Here is a 13,303-nt window from a genome sequence, read left to right on the forward strand (position 1 = left end):
TGGTTCCCTCCGCTCCTGCTCTTTTTCCCAGCCTCCGCCCCCCGCCACCGTGCACGCCGTGCGCCGGGACGCCCGCAACTGGGCCGCACAGCCCGCGAGCGTCACCGGCAAGGCCTACTGGGCGGTGGGTCGCACCGGGCTCGACTGAGCGGGGGTCGTGACCGAGGTCGCGGCGCGGACGAACTCGGCGACCTGGAGCGAGGTGGACTCCCGGCGCCAGGCGATCACGAGGGTGGACGGCTCGGCGTCGGGGACCGGGCGGCTGACCGTGCCGGGCGGCAGCCGGTCGCGGACCGACTCCGGGAGCACCGCGACCATCCTGCCGAGCCGGACGAGCTGCAGCAGCTGGTCGGCGCCGGTGACGGGGTGGCCGGTCACCCCGGGACGGGCCTCCGGCCAGCGGGGCTGGGGCTGGTCGCGCAGGTCCGCCATCGACACCGAGGACCGGCCGGCGAGCGGGTGGCCCTCCGGGAGCACCACGACGTGGCGCTCGACGTGGAGGTCGTCGCTGTCCAGGCCGGTCAGGTCGTTCTGCGGCCGGTGCAGCAGCGCTAGGTCGGCACGCCCGTCGCGGACCATCGCGGCGCGTTCGCCGACGCTGAACGCGAGGTCGACCGGGACGGCGCCGGGCGTGGCGGCGTAGCGGTCCAGGATGGCCAGCAGCAGGCCTCCGTCGCCGCCGGCCTTGAGCGCCAGGACCAGGCGCGGAGTGGTCGCCGCCGCCCGGCGCGCCCGGCGGACGGCCGCGGTCATCGCGTCCAGCGCCAGGCGGCTCTCGGTCAGGAACACCTCGCCGGCCGCCGTGAGCCGGACGCCGCGGCTGGTGCGTTCCAGCAGGGCCACGTCCATCCGGTGTTCGAGCTGGCGGATCGCCCTGGACAGCGGCGGCTGGGCGATGCCGAGCCGGTGCGCGGCCCGTCCGAAGTGCAGCTCCTCGGCGACCGCGACGAAGTAGCGCAGCTCGCGGGTCTGGACGTCCATACCCCCAGGGTATCGAGCGAGACCGCGTCGGTCCTGGCTCGCGGGGCCGGGAGGTGGTGCGGTGGAGGCATGAGTGATGAAGCGACGATCGCACTGGTGACCGGGGCGAACAAGGGGATCGGACGGGCCGTCGCCGGGCGGCTCGCGGACCTCGGGGTGACGGTGCTCGTGGGCGCCAGGGACCGGGAGAAGGGCGCCGGGGCGGCGGCCGAGATCCAGGCGGCGGGCGGCACGGCGCACCCGATCGCCCTCGACGTGACCGACGAGGCCGCCGTGCGCGCGGCGGCCGAGGAGATCGCCGGCCGGTTCGGGCACCTGGACGTCCTGGTCAACAACGCGGGCATCTCCGGCGACCTGCGGGCGCAGGCGCCGGGGTCGGCCCAGCTCGACGGCGTGCGGGCGGTGTTCGAGACGAACCTCTTCGGCGTCATCGCCGTGACCGAGGCGATGCTCCCGCTGCTGCGCCGCTCACCCGCGGCCCGGATCGTGAACGTCTCCAGCGGCACCTCGTCGATGGGGTGGACGACCGACGCCACCCACTACCTGAGCCGGATGCCGGGGACGGTGGCGTACCCGGTGTCGAAGGCCGCGCTGAACATGCTGACCGTCCAGTACGCCAAGGCCCTGGCGGGGGATGGGATCCTGGTGAACGCGATCGCGCCCGGCGCGTGCGACACGGACTTCGCCAAGGGACTGCCGTTCCAGCTGACGAGGACAGCGGACGACGGCGCCGCGATCGTGGTGCGGCTGGCCACGCTCGGCCGCGAGTGCCCGACCGGGGGCTTCTTCGACGACAACGGCAAGGTGCCCTGGTGAGGGTCAGCCGAGGGCGGTGCCGTCCTTCACGCCGCCCTCGGCCAGCAGGGGGATGACCCGCTCGACGAAACCGGAGATGTGGTCGCGCAGCGCCGTGGACGCGGCCTCGGCGTCACCGGCCCGCGCGGCCGCGAGGATCGCCCGGTGCTCGTCGGCCTCGTCGCGCCAGCCACCCGCCTCGCGCCAGCCGGAGACACTGATCAGCGCCGTCTGGTCGCGCAGGCCGTCGAGCGTGGCTACGAGCAGCGGGTTCCCGCAGCCGAGGTAGAGGGCGCGGTGGAACTCCCGGTTCGCGAGGCTCATGCCCGCGGTGTCTCCCGCTTCCCCCGCGGCCACCGCGCGGTCGAGCGTCTCGGCGGCGGTGGCGAGGTTCGCCCCGTTGCCGACGGCCCTGTTTTCGAGAGCCCTGTTTTCGAGAGCTCCGTTTTCGACGGCTCCGTTTTCGACTGCACGGCGCACGGCCTCGGGTTCGAGCAGCAGGCGCAGGTCGTAGAGGGCCGCGGCGGCCGGGGCATCGACCTCGCGCACGACGGCGCCCTTGTAGCGGCTGAGCACCACCAGGCCGGTGCCTACCAACGACTTCAGGGCCTCGCGGACGGGGGTCTTCGACACGCCGAGCATCGCGGCGAGGTCGGTCTCCACGAGCTGCTGGCCCGGCCGGAGCCGGCCGGTGAGGATCGCGCGCCGGATGGCGGCCAGCGCCCGGTCGGTGCGGTTCGCCAGCGGGTCGCCGTCCGCGTCGGCCAGCGACAGCCGGAACGCCGGGTCGGGCGGGATGCCGGCCATCGTGCTCCTCGGACGTCATATACGAGATACGAGCGCACCGTAGGGTCGGTGTCAGCGGGCCGTCAAGCAGGCGCGTCACGGGGCGAGGTCGCGGAGCCGGGCGTTGAGGTAGCGCTGCTCGGGCAGGCTGGTCGTGAGCCGGGCCGCCTGGCGGTAGCCGTCCACCGCACCGGCCAGGTCGCCGGTCATCTCCAGCAGGTGCGCGTGGACGGCGTGGGTGCGGTGGTGCCGGCGCATCGCCGGGTCGTCGAGCAACGGCCGGAGCAGGGCGAGGCCCTCCTCTAAGCCGAGCGCCATGCCGACCGCGACGGCCTGGTTGAGCGTCACGACGGGGCTGGGCGCCACCCGCGCGAGCATGGCGTAGAGCAGGCAGATCTGCGGCCAGTCCGTCCCCTCCCACGTGTCGGCCTCGGCGTGCACGGCGGCGACCGCGGCCTGGAGCTGGTACCTGCCGACGTGGCCGCGCGGCAGCACGCGTTCCAGGATCCCGACGCCCTCGGCGATCCGCGCGCGGTCCCACCGCGACCGGTCCTGCTCGGCCAGCGGCACGAGGTTGCCGCCGTCGGTGCGCGCCGGGGTGCGGGCGTGGGTGAGCAGCATCAGCGCCAGCGCGCCCGCGACCTCGTCGTGGCCGGGGATCACCGCGTGCAGCTGCCGGGTCAGCCGGATGGCCTCCTCGGCGAGGGTCGAGTCCACCAGCGCGTCACCGGTGGAGCGGGTGTGCCCCTCGGTGAAGAGCAGGTGGCAGGCGTCGAGCACCGCCGCGACGCGGGCGGGCAGGTCGTCCTCGCCGGGGAGCTCGAACACCGCGCCCGCCGCCCGCAGCGTCGCCCGCGCCCTGGTCAGCCGCTGGGTCATGGTGCGCTCGGGCACCAGGTACGCCGCCGCGATCTGGGCGGTGCCCAGGCCGCCGACCGCGTGCAGGGTGAGCGCGACCTGCGAGGACCGGCTCAGGCTGGGGTGGCAGCACAGCAGGAACAACCTCAGCGTGTCGTCGTGGTCCTGGCGGACGTGGTCGGCCGGCGGCGCGTCGTCGAGCCGGGCCGCGGCCACGGACTCCTCGCGTTCGGCCCGCGCGCTCTCGGACCGCAGCCGGTCGATCAGCCGCCGGGAGGCGACCCGGATCAGCCAGCCGCGCGGGTTGTCCGGCACGCCGTCCCGTTCCCACTGCCGTGCCGCCGCCTCGGCCGCCTCCTGCGCGGCGTCCTCGCAGTACCCGAGGTCGCCGTAGCGGTGCAGCAGGGCGCCGAGGACGTGCGCCGACTCGCGCCGCCACACGTCCTCGACCACCCGCGGGTCCACTACTCGCCACCGCCCGGCCACATGGTGGGCCGCAGCTCGACGGTCTCCTCCGGCCCGGAGAAGCGGGCGGCGATCTCCTCGGCGCGCTCGCGGCTGTCCACGTCGATCAGGAAGAACCCGGCCAGGTGCTCCTTGGCCTCGGAGTACGGCCCGTCGGTGACCAGCGGCTTGCCGTCGGCCCACCGGTAGAGCCGCGACGACTCGGGCGCGCCCAGCGCCTCGCCGGAGAGCAGCTCGCCCTTGTCCCGCAGCTCCGTGAGCATCTGCTCGAACTCGGCGTTCAGGCGCTCCTTCTCCTCCTCCGGCAGGTCCTGGTAGCCGGGCAGGTAGTCGGAGGTCGGGTGCCCCCACGGCTGCGGGTTGGAGTGGATCATGATCACGTACTTCACCGTCGGCTCCTTCGAGCTGGTCGTGGGCCCGGACGGCCCATCCTCACCCGGGACGTCGGAGCCGGCCGCGCCACGTCGACATCCCGGTTCCCGTCAGCCGGCGGTCCAGGTGCCGAGCGCGTCGACGGCGGCTTCGACCAGGGCGGGGTCCACCGGGCCGCGTTCGATGGTGGCGCGGTAGTACAGCGGCCCGATGGCCAGGGCGGCGGCGTCGCGCGTGCTGAGCGTGAGGGTGAGCTCGCCCCGTGCCTGCGCGTCGTCGAGGGCGGCCGCCAGCCGGTCCGCGAGGACCCCGGCGAACTGCGCCCGGCGGGCGTCCATCGTCCCGTCCCACAGGGCGGCGTTCGCCAGCGTCGTGGAGACGGCGCGCACGTCGTCGAGCTCGAGCTGCCGGGCCAGAGCGGTCAGCTCCCGCCGCAGCCAGTCCTTCGTCGGGGTGGTGGGCTGGGCGAGGAACGGCATCGGCACCTTCACCATGGCCTCGAGGAGCAGCGGTGCGGTCCGGGGCCAGTGCCGGTAGACCGTGGCTCTGGCGACCTCCGCCCGTTCCGCCACCTGCGCGTGCGTCACCGCCGCCGGGCCGCTCTCCAGCAGCAGCTCGCGTGCGGCGGTGAGGATCGCCTCCCGGCTGCGCAGGAACCGGGGATCCGTCTCGTCGGTCACCCGCCGATCTTATGAGACAACTTGACTCGTAGCGCGGCGAGGAGGAATAGTTCCCGCTATGAGACAATCTGTTTCACAAGGGGTCGCCGTCCTCGGCGCCTCCGGCGCCACCGGGCGTCACGTGGTGGCCACGGCGCTCCAGCGGGGGCACCGCGTGACGGCACTGGTCCGCCGGACGGGGACGTTCGCGCAGAGCGACGGCCTCACCGAGGTGATCTGGCCCGACGTCAGCGACAGCGCGGCCCTCGCGCGGGCACTGCCGGGCACCACCGCGGTGATCAGCGCGCTGGGCGGGGCGGAGAAGGGGCCCACGACGGTGTGCACCGACGGCATCCGTGCCGCGGTCACGGCGATGAAGGCGGCCGGTGTGCGACGCCTGGTCGCGGTCAGCGCGCACGGGGTCCTGGAGACGCACGACAAGTCGCTGTACTCGCTGGCCGTCTGGGCGAACGTGGCCGAGCGCATGCGCGACAAGGAGTCGATGGAGCCGCTCATCACGGCCTCCGGCCTGAGCTGGACGATCGTCCGCCCGCCGAAGCTCTCGGACCACGCCGCGACCGGCGAGTACCGCACCGGCACCGACCTGCGCATCCAGCTGTGGAGCTCCATCGGCAGGGCCGACCTCGCCGCGTTCCTGGTCGACGAGGCCGAGAACCCGCGGTACACCCACGCCTGCCCGAGGATCGCCCGATGACCGCCGTCCCCGACCTGACTGGCCGGGTCGCCGTCGTCACCGGTGCCACGGGCGGCATGGGACAGGTGATCGCCGCCGACCTCGTCCGCGCCGGTGCCCACGTGGTGACCATCGCCCGCGACCCGGCCCGTGCCGAGGCCCTGCGCTCCCACCTCGGCCCCCGGTCGGACCAGCTCGACGTCGTCGCGGGAGACCTGTCCCGACGCGCGGACGTCGTGGCCGCGGCGAGGACGATCGCGGACCGGTACGACCGGATCCACGTCCTCGTCAACAACGCCGGCGCGCACTTCTCCGAGCACCGGGTCTCGGCCGACGGCGTCGAGATGCACATCGCCCTCGACTACCTCGCGGCCTACGGCCTGATCACCCTGCTGGACGGACCGCTGCGCCGCGGCGGGGCACGCGTGGTGAACGTCGCCAGCGACACCCTCAACGACACCCGGCAGGTCAAGCTCCCCGGCAGGCCCCGTCCGGCGACGCTCGACCTGACCGGCGTCACCGGCCTGGCAGAACTGAACCCCGCCACCGGGTTCGTGCCGTTCGAGGCCTATGCGCGCGCCAAGCTCATGACCGTCACCGCCGGCTACGCCCTCGCACGGGACCTCGCCGCCGGGGGAGTGACCGTCAACGCCCTGCACCCCGGCCTCGTCGCCACCGGCATCGTCGACGACCTCGTGCCCGCACTGCTCCGTCCCGCGCGCACCCTCATCCGCCGCGCCCTGCTCACCCCGGCCGACGGCGCCGCCACGACCGTGCGCCTGGCGACCGATCCCGGCCTGTCCGGGGTCACGGGCCGGTACTTCCACCGGGCCGACGAGGCGAGCACCCCGCCGGTGTCGCACGACCGGCGGGTCCAGGCCCGGCTCCTCGACCTGAGCCGAGCCCACTTCGCCGGCTAGCCGTTCGACTCCAGCGGCAGGACGACCTGGAACCGCGTGTCACCGGGCACCGACTCCACCCGGATCGCGCCGTGGTGCTTGTTGACCACGATCCGCCACGAGATCTCCAGCCCGAGCCCCGTGCCCTCGCCGACCGGTTTGGTGGTGAAGAACGGTTCGAAGATCCGGTCCTTCACGCCCGCCGGGATGCCGGGGCCGGTGTCGCCGATCTCCACGACGAGGTTCCCGTCCTCGCGGGAGGTCCGCACGGTCAGCGTGCCGGACCCGCCCATCGCGCTCAGGGCGTTGTCGATCATGTTCGTCCACACCTGGTTGAGCTCGCCGGCGTAGGCGGGGACGTGGGGGAGCGTGCGGTCGTAGTCCTTGACCAGCCGCACGTCCCCGAGCTTGCCGCCGAACATGACCAGGGTGGAGTCGAGCAGCTCGTGCACGTCCACGACCTGGAACGGCGCGCGGTCCATCTGCGAGTACTGCTTGGCGGCGCCGACCAGGGTGGACACCCTGGTGGTGGCGTCCTCGATCTCGTTCATCAGCATCTCGGTCTCGACCGTGTAGCGCAGCCAGTGCACGGCGGAGCCCGTCATGGCCACCGGGCACGCCGTGAGCGAGCTCTCCAGCCACTCGACGTCCAGCCCGGCCGCGACCAGGACGGGCGCGACGTCCCAGCCGCCGGTGATGCCGTGGTCGTCGAGCCAGTCGGAGACCTCGTCCTCGGCGTCGCTCGCCTCCAGCGGGCTGAGCTTCGGCGCCTTGGCGACCCGCTCGACCGCCTTCTCCTGCAGCTTGACCAGCGCCGGCAGCTCGGACGGGTCGATCGACCCCTGGGCCAGCAGGGCGAGCTTGTGCCGCATGCCCGCGACCCGTTCGCGCAGGGCGGCGGTCGCGCGGACGGCGGCCGCGGCCGGGTTGTTCAGCTCGTGCGTGAGACCGGCGGACAACGCGCCGAGCGCGGTGAGCCGTTCGTGCTGGCCCACCGTCGCCTGGGTGTTGCGCATGCCCCAGAACAGGCCTTCCAGCAGGTGCATCGCCATCGGGAACCACGTGCGGATCATCGGCCCGAACTCGTCGGCGTCGAACTGCAGCATCGACGTGGCGGTGATCGACTCGACGGTCATCTGGTAGGTCGGCTGGTCGAGCTCCAGGTAGGCCTGGGTGGCGCCGAAGTACGAGCCGCGCAGGTCGCTGCGGCTCACCTCGACGCGCCGGCCGCCGAGGGTGCGGCACAGGGCCACCGTTCCCTCCAGCAGCACGAAGAAGCACGTGGCCGCCTCACCCTCGGTGAGCACGGGCGTGCCCGCCTCGCGGGTCTCGACGTGACCGTGCGCGGCCAGCCAGTCCAGCTGGGCCTGGTCGAGCTTCTCGAACAGGAACAGCCCGCGCAGCTCGTCCGCGGTGAGCCTCTTCTCCATCAGGACCTCGCCAGGTAGCGGTGGACCAGGGTCACGGCCATGGCGCCCTCGCCGACGGCCGACGCGACCCGCTTCACCGAGTCGGACCGGACGTCGCCCGCGACGAAGACACCGGGCACGCTCGTCTCCAGGTGGTAGGGCGCCCGTTCGAGGTCCCAGCCGGGAGGGGCACCGCCGAGGTCGGGCCCGGCGAGCAGGAACCCGTGCTCGTCGCGCTCCAGCGTGCCGTCGAGCCAGTCGGTGCGCGGGGCGGCGCCGATGAACGCGAACAGCCAGCTCGCCTCGACCGTCGTCGTCTCGCCGGTCTTGTTGTGCAGCAACGACAACGTCTCCAGGTGGTCGTCACCCGTGCCGCCGCAGACCTCGGTGTGCGTGCGGACCTCGACGTTCGGGATCGCGTCCAGCTGGTCGATCAGGTAGCGCGACATCGACTGCTCCAGCGAGTCGCCGCGCACCAGGATCACGACCTTGCGCGCGTGCCCGGAGAAGTAGACGGCGGCCTGCCCGGCGGAGTTCGCGCCGCCGACGAGGTAGACGTCCTGGCCCGCGCAGTTCGGGCCCTCCGTGGTCGAGGCGCCGTAGAACACGCCGCGCCCGGTCAGCTCGCCGAGGCCCGGCGCGTTCAGCAGCCGGTACGAGACGCCGGTGGCGAGGATGACGGTGTGGGCGGCCAGCTCGGTGCCGTCGCCGAACCGCACGACGCGCGCGGCGCCCCGGCGTTCGAGGGAGACGACGTCACGGGTGGTGAGCAGCTCGACGCCGAACTTCACCGCCTGCCTGCGGGCCCGTTCGGTCAGCTGCCCGCCGGACACGCCGTCGGGGAAGCCCAGGTAGTTCTCGATGCGGCTGCTGGTGCCCGCCTGGCCGCCGGTCGCGATCCGTTCCACCAGGACGGTCCGCAGGCCCTCCGACCCGCCGTACACCGCGGCGCCCAGCCCGGCCGGCCCGCCGCCCACGACGATCAGGTCGTAGAAGTCGGCCGACGGCTGCGTGCTCAGCCCGACCTCGGCGGCGAGCTCGGCGTCCGTCGGGTCGACGAGGGCCTTGCCCTGGGCCGTGACCACGACGGGCAGCGTCGTCCCGTCCTGGTGCGCGGCCTTGAGCAGGCACTGCGCCTCCGGCTCCTCCAGCGCGTGCCAGCGGAACGGGACGCTGTTGCGCGCCAGGAAGTCCCGGACCTCGTAGGACCGCGGCGACCACCGGTGCCCGACCACGCGCACCCGCTGCGGCGGCTGCCGGTCGCTCACGGCCCAGGCCCGCAGCTGCTCGTCGAGCACCGGGTAGAGGTTCTGCTCCGGTGGGTCCCACGGCTTGAGCAGGTAGTGGTCGAGGTCCACGACGTTGATCGCCTGGATCGCGGCGTCGGTGTCGGCGTACGCCGTGAGCAGCACCCGGCGCGCCTGCGGGAACACGTCCATGGCCTGTTCGAGGAACTCGATGCCGCTCATCTGCGGCATCCGGTAGTCGGCGAGCAGCGCCGCGACCTCCTCGCCGCGCAGCTTGATCTCGTGCAGGGCCTCCATGGCCTGGGGACCGGACTCCGCCCGCACGACCCGGTACTGCTCGCCGTACTTGCGGCGCAGGTCGCGCGCCACCGCGCGGGACACGGCGGGATCGTCGTCCACCGTGAGGATCGAAGGCCGCGCGACGCGACCGGCAGTCGTCATGCGTCCAGTCAAACACCAGAGGTCGCCGAAGTCCGCACCCGAGGTACGGTCTGGCCGTGACGACGACTACCTGCGAACACATCGCCGAGCTGGGGCCGGAACCCGCGCCCAGGACGCCGGAGGGGTGCGAGGACTGCCTGGCCGCCGGCGGCAGGTGGGTGCACCTGCGGCTGTGTCTCAGCTGCGGCAAGGTCGCCTGCTGCGACTCCTCGCCCGCCAAGCACGCCTCGAAGCACTTCGCCGACGAGGGCCACCCGGTCATCCGCTCGTTCGAGCCGGGGGAGACCTGGCGCTGGTGCTTCGTGGACGACACGATCGTGTGACCGCTCCGCTGCTGAGCCCGACCAGGATCTACGTGGAGCCCGCGGCGGCGTTGCTGCCGCGGGGCCGCGAGGTGCTGGCGAGGTTCCCCGACGCGGACCTGGTCGAGGTCGACAGCCACTGGCAGATCCCCGAGCTGCACGGCGACGAGGCCAACGCGCGGCGGTGGGTGCGGATCAAGCGCGAGGCGCTGGTGCTCGGCGTGAAGAAGTCCCTCAGCGCGCGGCCCAACGGGCGTTCGGCGCACTTCATCGCGCCGTCCACCGCCAACGGGTGCGCGATGGCCTGCGCCTACTGCTACGTGCCGCGGCGCAAGGGCTACTCGAACCCGATCACGGTGTTCGCGAACATCGAGCAGATCACCGGCTACCTGGCCCGGCACGTCGCGCGGCAGGGCCCGATGACCGAGCAGGGCCAGATCGACGACCGGGCGTGGGTCTACGACATCGGCGAGAACTCCGACTGCTCGGCGGACGCGGTGGTGAGCGACAACGTCCGCGACCTGGTCCACCTGTTCCGCGGGCTGCCCACCGCGAAGGCGTCCTTCGCGACCAAGTACGTGAACCGCGACCTGCTGGAGTGGGACCCGCGGGGGCGCACCCGCGTCCGGTTCTCCCTGATGCCCGAACGCACCGCGAAGCTCCTCGACATCCGCACCACACCCGTCGCGGAGCGCCTCGCCGCGCTCGACGACTTCCGCGAGGCGGGCTACGAGGTGCACGTGAACCTGAGCCCGGTGGTCGTGCACGACGGCTGGCTCGACGACTGGCGGGAGCTGCTCGGGTCGCTCGGTGACGCGGCCTCGCCCGCCACCCGCGAGCAGCTGGCCGCCGAGGTGATCATGCTGACCCACAACCGGGCGCTGCACGACGTCAACCTCCGCTGGCACCCGCGCGCCGAGGACGTCCTGTGGCGCCCTGACCTGCAGGAGACCAAGCGCAGCGAGGGCGGCGGGATCAACGTCCGCTACCGGCGGGGGCTCAAGCGAGAGCTCCTCGACTCGTTCCTCGCCCTCGTCGAGGCGCACGCCCCGTACCTGCGGGTCCGGTACGCGTTCTGAGTCAGCGCAACACGAACACCCGGAGAAGACCCCACAGCATCGTGAGGGCGGCGGTGAGACCCGCCAGGCTGAGCGCGAGCCAGCGGAGGTCTCGCTGCCGTTGCAGCCGCGCGGGTGCCCGCGAGTCGTCCAGGTGCGCGAAGACCGGGGCGAGGTGGTGCAGCAGCGCCGCTTCGAGGCCGGTGGAGCGGTCGAGCCCGAGGACGACCGGTTCGGCGGTCCAGTCCTCGCGGAAGGTCAGCGCCGCCCTGATCGCGTGGTCGTCCGCGCCGGGCAGCGGCGGGAGGCCGGGCAGCGGGTGCGGGAACAGGTCGGCCACGCCCGAGCGGAAGTGGTCGTACTCCCAGTTCTCGAACGGCAGCAGGAGCACGACGCGCCGCGGGTCGACCGTCTTTCTGACCTGTTCGAGCTCCCACCTCAGCCCGTCGCCCCTGCCCGCGCCGACGAGGACCAGCCGGGACCGGCCGAGCAGGTCGCGCACCGTGTCCCGCCACTCGTCCCCGACGTAGACGCGGGGCGCGCCGGCCGGGGGAAGGGGCTCGCCGGGGCGGCCGACCGCCACCAGCGGCCCGATCGGCGCGAAGGCGCGGGCCAGCCGCTCCTCCTCGGTGCGGAAGTAGTCCAGGGCGGTCTCGCCGGTGCGCGCGAGCTGGTCGTCGACCGTGAACGAGCGCAGGTAGAGCACGGGCGGCCGCGGGTCCGCCGCCAGCGCGGACCACCCGTCGGTCGAGGTGGTGCGCTTGAAACCGACCCAGCACCGGACGACGACGTGCCGCCCGATCGGCTGGGAGACCAGGTGCGCCACGACGAGCCCGACGAAGTAGAGGGCGCCACCGCCCAGCCGGTCGCTGACCAGCGCGATCGCCACCACGAGCACGACGATGAGCAGGCAGCCGGTGACGGCCCCGCAGAAGTACGCCGCGGCGCGCAGCGCCTGCACTCAGCCCTCCAGGGCTTGCCGCACGCCGGGGTAGAGCTGGATCAGCTCGTTCAACGTGGTCGCGCGCAGTGCCCGCAGTGGGCTCCCGCCCGGCGCCACCACTCGCAGCGGCGTGCCCCGGTCCTCCCCGCGCAGGTGGTACTCCACCAGCAGGGACAGTCCCGACGACGCCAGGAACGAGACGCCGGTCATGTCGAGCACGACCGCCAGCCGTCCCTCCGCCGCCTGCGCGAACGCCTGGTCGAGGTGCTCCTGCAGCAGTGGCGCCGTGTAGGAGTCGACCTCGCCGGTGACCTCGAGAACCACCGCGTTCTCCCGCACGTCCAGTTCGGTGTCCATGGGCGTCACTCCTCCTCGATCCCACCCCAGCTTGACTGGCCGGGTGGCTGTTGTCGATCACCGACGCCCGGTTGCGCGGCGTCGTGGAGCGCGCGCAGCGCCGCCCGGCACGCGGGACGGTTCGTGCTGCTGTTGCGCCACAACGCGAACACGCGCCGCCGGGGCTCCGGCAGCAGGGGCACGAACCGGACGCCGGCCGGCGTGGTGCCCCGGCCGAGCCGGGGGATGATCGCGGCACCGAGACCCGCCGCCACCAGGGCGAGCTGGGTCGAGTGCTCCGAGGCGGTGTGCACGATCCGGCGCTCGATCCCGTTGCGGCGCAACGTGTTCTCCAGCCAGCCGTGGCAGATCTCGGCGCTGGGCCAGCCGACCCAGTCCTCGTCGCGCAGCTCCTCGAAGCTGGTGGCGGCCCGGCCGGCGAGCGGGTGGTGGACGGGCAGCGCCACGTCGAGCACGTCCTCCAGCACCGGCGCGCACGAGATGCCCTCGGGCACCGCGAGCGGCTGCTCCGGCCAGTCCTGCACCACCGCGATGTCGATGTCGGCGTGGCGCAGCTGGGCGATCGACTCGACGGGTTCCAGCTCCAGGAGCCGCACGGACAGCGCCGGGTACCGCTGCCGCAGCGCGTGCAGCACCGGCGGCAGGAGGCCGCGGGCGGCCGTCGCGAACGCGGCCACCGACAGCGTTCCGGTCACGGCGCCGCGGTGGTCGGCGAGGTCGGTCTCGACGAGCTCGACCTGCTGCAACAGCCTGGCCGCGTGCTCGGCCAGCAGGTCGCCGACGTCGGTGAGCCGGATGCCGCGGCCCTGCCGTTCGAGCAGGCGCTGACCGACCTCCCGCTCCAGCCTGGACAGCTGCTGCGACACCGCCGACGTGGTCACGTGCAGCGCCTCGGCGGCGCCGCGGACCGAGCCGGTCGTGGACACGGCGTGGAGCGTCCGCAGGCGTTCCAGGTTCAACACATAAGCGATGCTACGCGATCAGCCCAAGAATGTTTCGATTGTCTTAGCGGAGCTCGGTCGGCAGTGTGGGCGCCA

General features: G+C 73.2%; 15 protein-coding genes. 5 read left to right on the top strand and 10 right to left on the bottom strand.

The annotated features are described in order from the left end of the window. Positions 1-114 precede the first annotated feature (114 nt). Positions 115-981 carry a LysR family transcriptional regulator gene (locus ACFWV3_RS00100; protein WP_382406439.1) on the bottom strand — a complete coding sequence of 289 codons (867 nt, stop codon included), beginning with the start codon at positions 979-981 and terminating at the stop codon, positions 115-117. Between the two features lie 69 nt (positions 982-1,050). On the opposite strand from ACFWV3_RS00100, the gene ACFWV3_RS00105 reads away from it, so the two are divergent. Further along, a complete protein-coding gene (locus tag ACFWV3_RS00105; RefSeq protein ID WP_382406441.1) occupies positions 1,051-1,797 on the top strand; it encodes an SDR family NAD(P)-dependent oxidoreductase in 747 nt (248 codons plus the stop codon). Positions 1,798-1,800: 3 nt separating this feature from the next. Here ACFWV3_RS00105 and ACFWV3_RS00110 read toward each other — a convergent pair whose 3' ends face one another. The 4 genes from ACFWV3_RS00110 to ACFWV3_RS00125 form a co-directional block, all read right to left on the bottom strand. Then, positions 1,801-2,583, bottom strand: a complete 783-nt coding sequence (locus tag ACFWV3_RS00110; protein ID WP_382406443.1) for a GntR family transcriptional regulator — start codon at positions 2,581-2,583, stop codon at positions 1,801-1,803. 75 nt (positions 2,584-2,658) lie between these two features. Beyond that, positions 2,659-3,885 (bottom strand): RNA polymerase sigma factor, encoded by a 1,227-nt coding sequence (locus ACFWV3_RS00115; protein ID WP_382406445.1) that lies wholly within the window; start codon positions 3,883-3,885, stop codon positions 2,659-2,661. After that, complete coding sequence (locus tag ACFWV3_RS00120; protein WP_382406447.1) at positions 3,885-4,274, bottom strand: YciI family protein; 390 nt, start codon at positions 4,272-4,274, stop codon at positions 3,885-3,887. The genes ACFWV3_RS00115 and ACFWV3_RS00120 overlap by 1 nt, the downstream gene beginning before the upstream one ends. 93 nt (positions 4,275-4,367) lie before the next feature. After that, positions 4,368-4,937, bottom strand: a complete 570-nt coding sequence (locus tag ACFWV3_RS00125) for a TetR/AcrR family transcriptional regulator (RefSeq protein WP_382406449.1) — start codon at positions 4,935-4,937, stop codon at positions 4,368-4,370. A gap of 58 nt (positions 4,938-4,995) precedes the next feature. Here ACFWV3_RS00125 and ACFWV3_RS00130 point away from each other — a divergent pair, with 58 nt between their 5' ends. Next, entirely contained in the window at positions 4,996-5,631 is a 636-nt protein-coding gene (locus tag ACFWV3_RS00130; protein WP_382406451.1) for an NAD(P)-dependent oxidoreductase, read from the top strand. After that, complete coding sequence (locus ACFWV3_RS00135; RefSeq protein ID WP_382406452.1) at positions 5,628-6,530, top strand: SDR family NAD(P)-dependent oxidoreductase; 903 nt, start codon at positions 5,628-5,630, stop codon at positions 6,528-6,530. The genes ACFWV3_RS00130 and ACFWV3_RS00135 overlap by 4 nt, the downstream gene beginning before the upstream one ends. On the opposite strand, the gene ACFWV3_RS00140 is transcribed toward ACFWV3_RS00135, so the two are convergent. Together ACFWV3_RS00140 and ACFWV3_RS00145 are read right to left on the bottom strand one after the other, a co-directional pair. Continuing rightward, the gene (locus ACFWV3_RS00140) at positions 6,527-7,939 is read right to left on the bottom strand and encodes an ATP-binding protein (RefSeq protein ID WP_382406454.1); all 1,413 of its coding nucleotides are present in this window, start codon (positions 7,937-7,939) and stop codon (positions 6,527-6,529) included. The two genes, ACFWV3_RS00135 and ACFWV3_RS00140, sit on opposite strands and share 4 nt — an antisense overlap. Next, positions 7,939-9,606: an FAD-dependent oxidoreductase gene (locus ACFWV3_RS00145; RefSeq protein ID WP_382406456.1), complete on the bottom strand. Its 1,668-nt coding sequence runs from the start codon at positions 9,604-9,606 to the stop codon at positions 7,939-7,941. Before ACFWV3_RS00145 ends, ACFWV3_RS00140 begins: the two co-directional genes overlap by 1 nt. Before the next feature lie 56 nt (positions 9,607-9,662). On the opposite strand from ACFWV3_RS00145, the gene ACFWV3_RS00150 reads away from it, so the two are divergent. Together ACFWV3_RS00150 and ACFWV3_RS00155 are read left to right on the top strand one after the other, a co-directional pair. Next, positions 9,663-9,929: a ubiquitin carboxyl-terminal hydrolase 14 gene (locus ACFWV3_RS00150; RefSeq protein ID WP_382406458.1), complete on the top strand. Its 267-nt coding sequence runs from the start codon at positions 9,663-9,665 to the stop codon at positions 9,927-9,929. Then, on the top strand, positions 9,926-10,987 hold the full coding sequence (locus ACFWV3_RS00155) for a spore photoproduct lyase family protein (protein WP_382406460.1): 1,062 nt from the start codon (positions 9,926-9,928) through the stop codon (positions 10,985-10,987). Before ACFWV3_RS00150 ends, ACFWV3_RS00155 begins: the two co-directional genes overlap by 4 nt. A 1-nt stretch (position 10,988) precedes the next feature. On the opposite strand, the gene ACFWV3_RS00160 is transcribed toward ACFWV3_RS00155, so the two are convergent. From ACFWV3_RS00160 to ACFWV3_RS00170, 3 genes are read right to left on the bottom strand one after another with little or no spacing between them, the layout of a single operon-like run. Further along, positions 10,989-11,927 carry a hypothetical protein gene (locus tag ACFWV3_RS00160; protein WP_382406462.1) on the bottom strand — a complete coding sequence of 313 codons (939 nt, stop codon included), beginning with the start codon at positions 11,925-11,927 and terminating at the stop codon, positions 10,989-10,991. After that, positions 11,928-12,266 (bottom strand): STAS domain-containing protein, encoded by a 339-nt coding sequence (locus tag ACFWV3_RS00165; RefSeq protein WP_382406464.1) that lies wholly within the window; start codon positions 12,264-12,266, stop codon positions 11,928-11,930. 5 nt (positions 12,267-12,271) lie between these two features. Further along, positions 12,272-13,228, bottom strand: a complete 957-nt coding sequence (locus ACFWV3_RS00170; protein WP_382406466.1) for a LysR substrate-binding domain-containing protein — start codon at positions 13,226-13,228, stop codon at positions 12,272-12,274. Positions 13,229-13,303: the final 75 nt, after the last annotated feature.

It is taken from the genome of Lentzea sp. NPDC059081, from assembly GCF_042738015.1.
Taxonomy (GTDB): Bacteria; Actinomycetota; Actinomycetes; order Mycobacteriales; family Pseudonocardiaceae; genus Lentzea.

Coding starts and splice junctions, on each gene's coding strand:
- ACFWV3_RS00100 (WP_382406439.1), bottom strand. CDS start 981: ATGGACGTCCAGACCCGCGAGCTGCGCTACTTCGTCGCGGTCGCCGAG.
- ACFWV3_RS00105 (WP_382406441.1), top strand. CDS start 1,051: ATGAGTGATGAAGCGACGATCGCACTGGTGACCGGGGCGAACAAGGGG.
- ACFWV3_RS00110 (WP_382406443.1), bottom strand. CDS start 2,583: ATGGCCGGCATCCCGCCCGACCCGGCGTTCCGGCTGTCGCTGGCCGAC.
- ACFWV3_RS00130 (WP_382406451.1), top strand. CDS start 4,996: ATGAGACAATCTGTTTCACAAGGGGTCGCCGTCCTCGGCGCCTCCGGC.
- ACFWV3_RS00135 (WP_382406452.1), top strand. CDS start 5,628: ATGACCGCCGTCCCCGACCTGACTGGCCGGGTCGCCGTCGTCACCGGT.
- ACFWV3_RS00140 (WP_382406454.1), bottom strand. CDS start 7,939: ATGGAGAAGAGGCTCACCGCGGACGAGCTGCGCGGGCTGTTCCTGTTC.
- ACFWV3_RS00145 (WP_382406456.1), bottom strand. CDS start 9,606: ATGACGACTGCCGGTCGCGTCGCGCGGCCTTCGATCCTCACGGTGGAC.
- ACFWV3_RS00165 (WP_382406464.1), bottom strand. CDS start 12,266: ATGGACACCGAACTGGACGTGCGGGAGAACGCGGTGGTTCTCGAGGTC.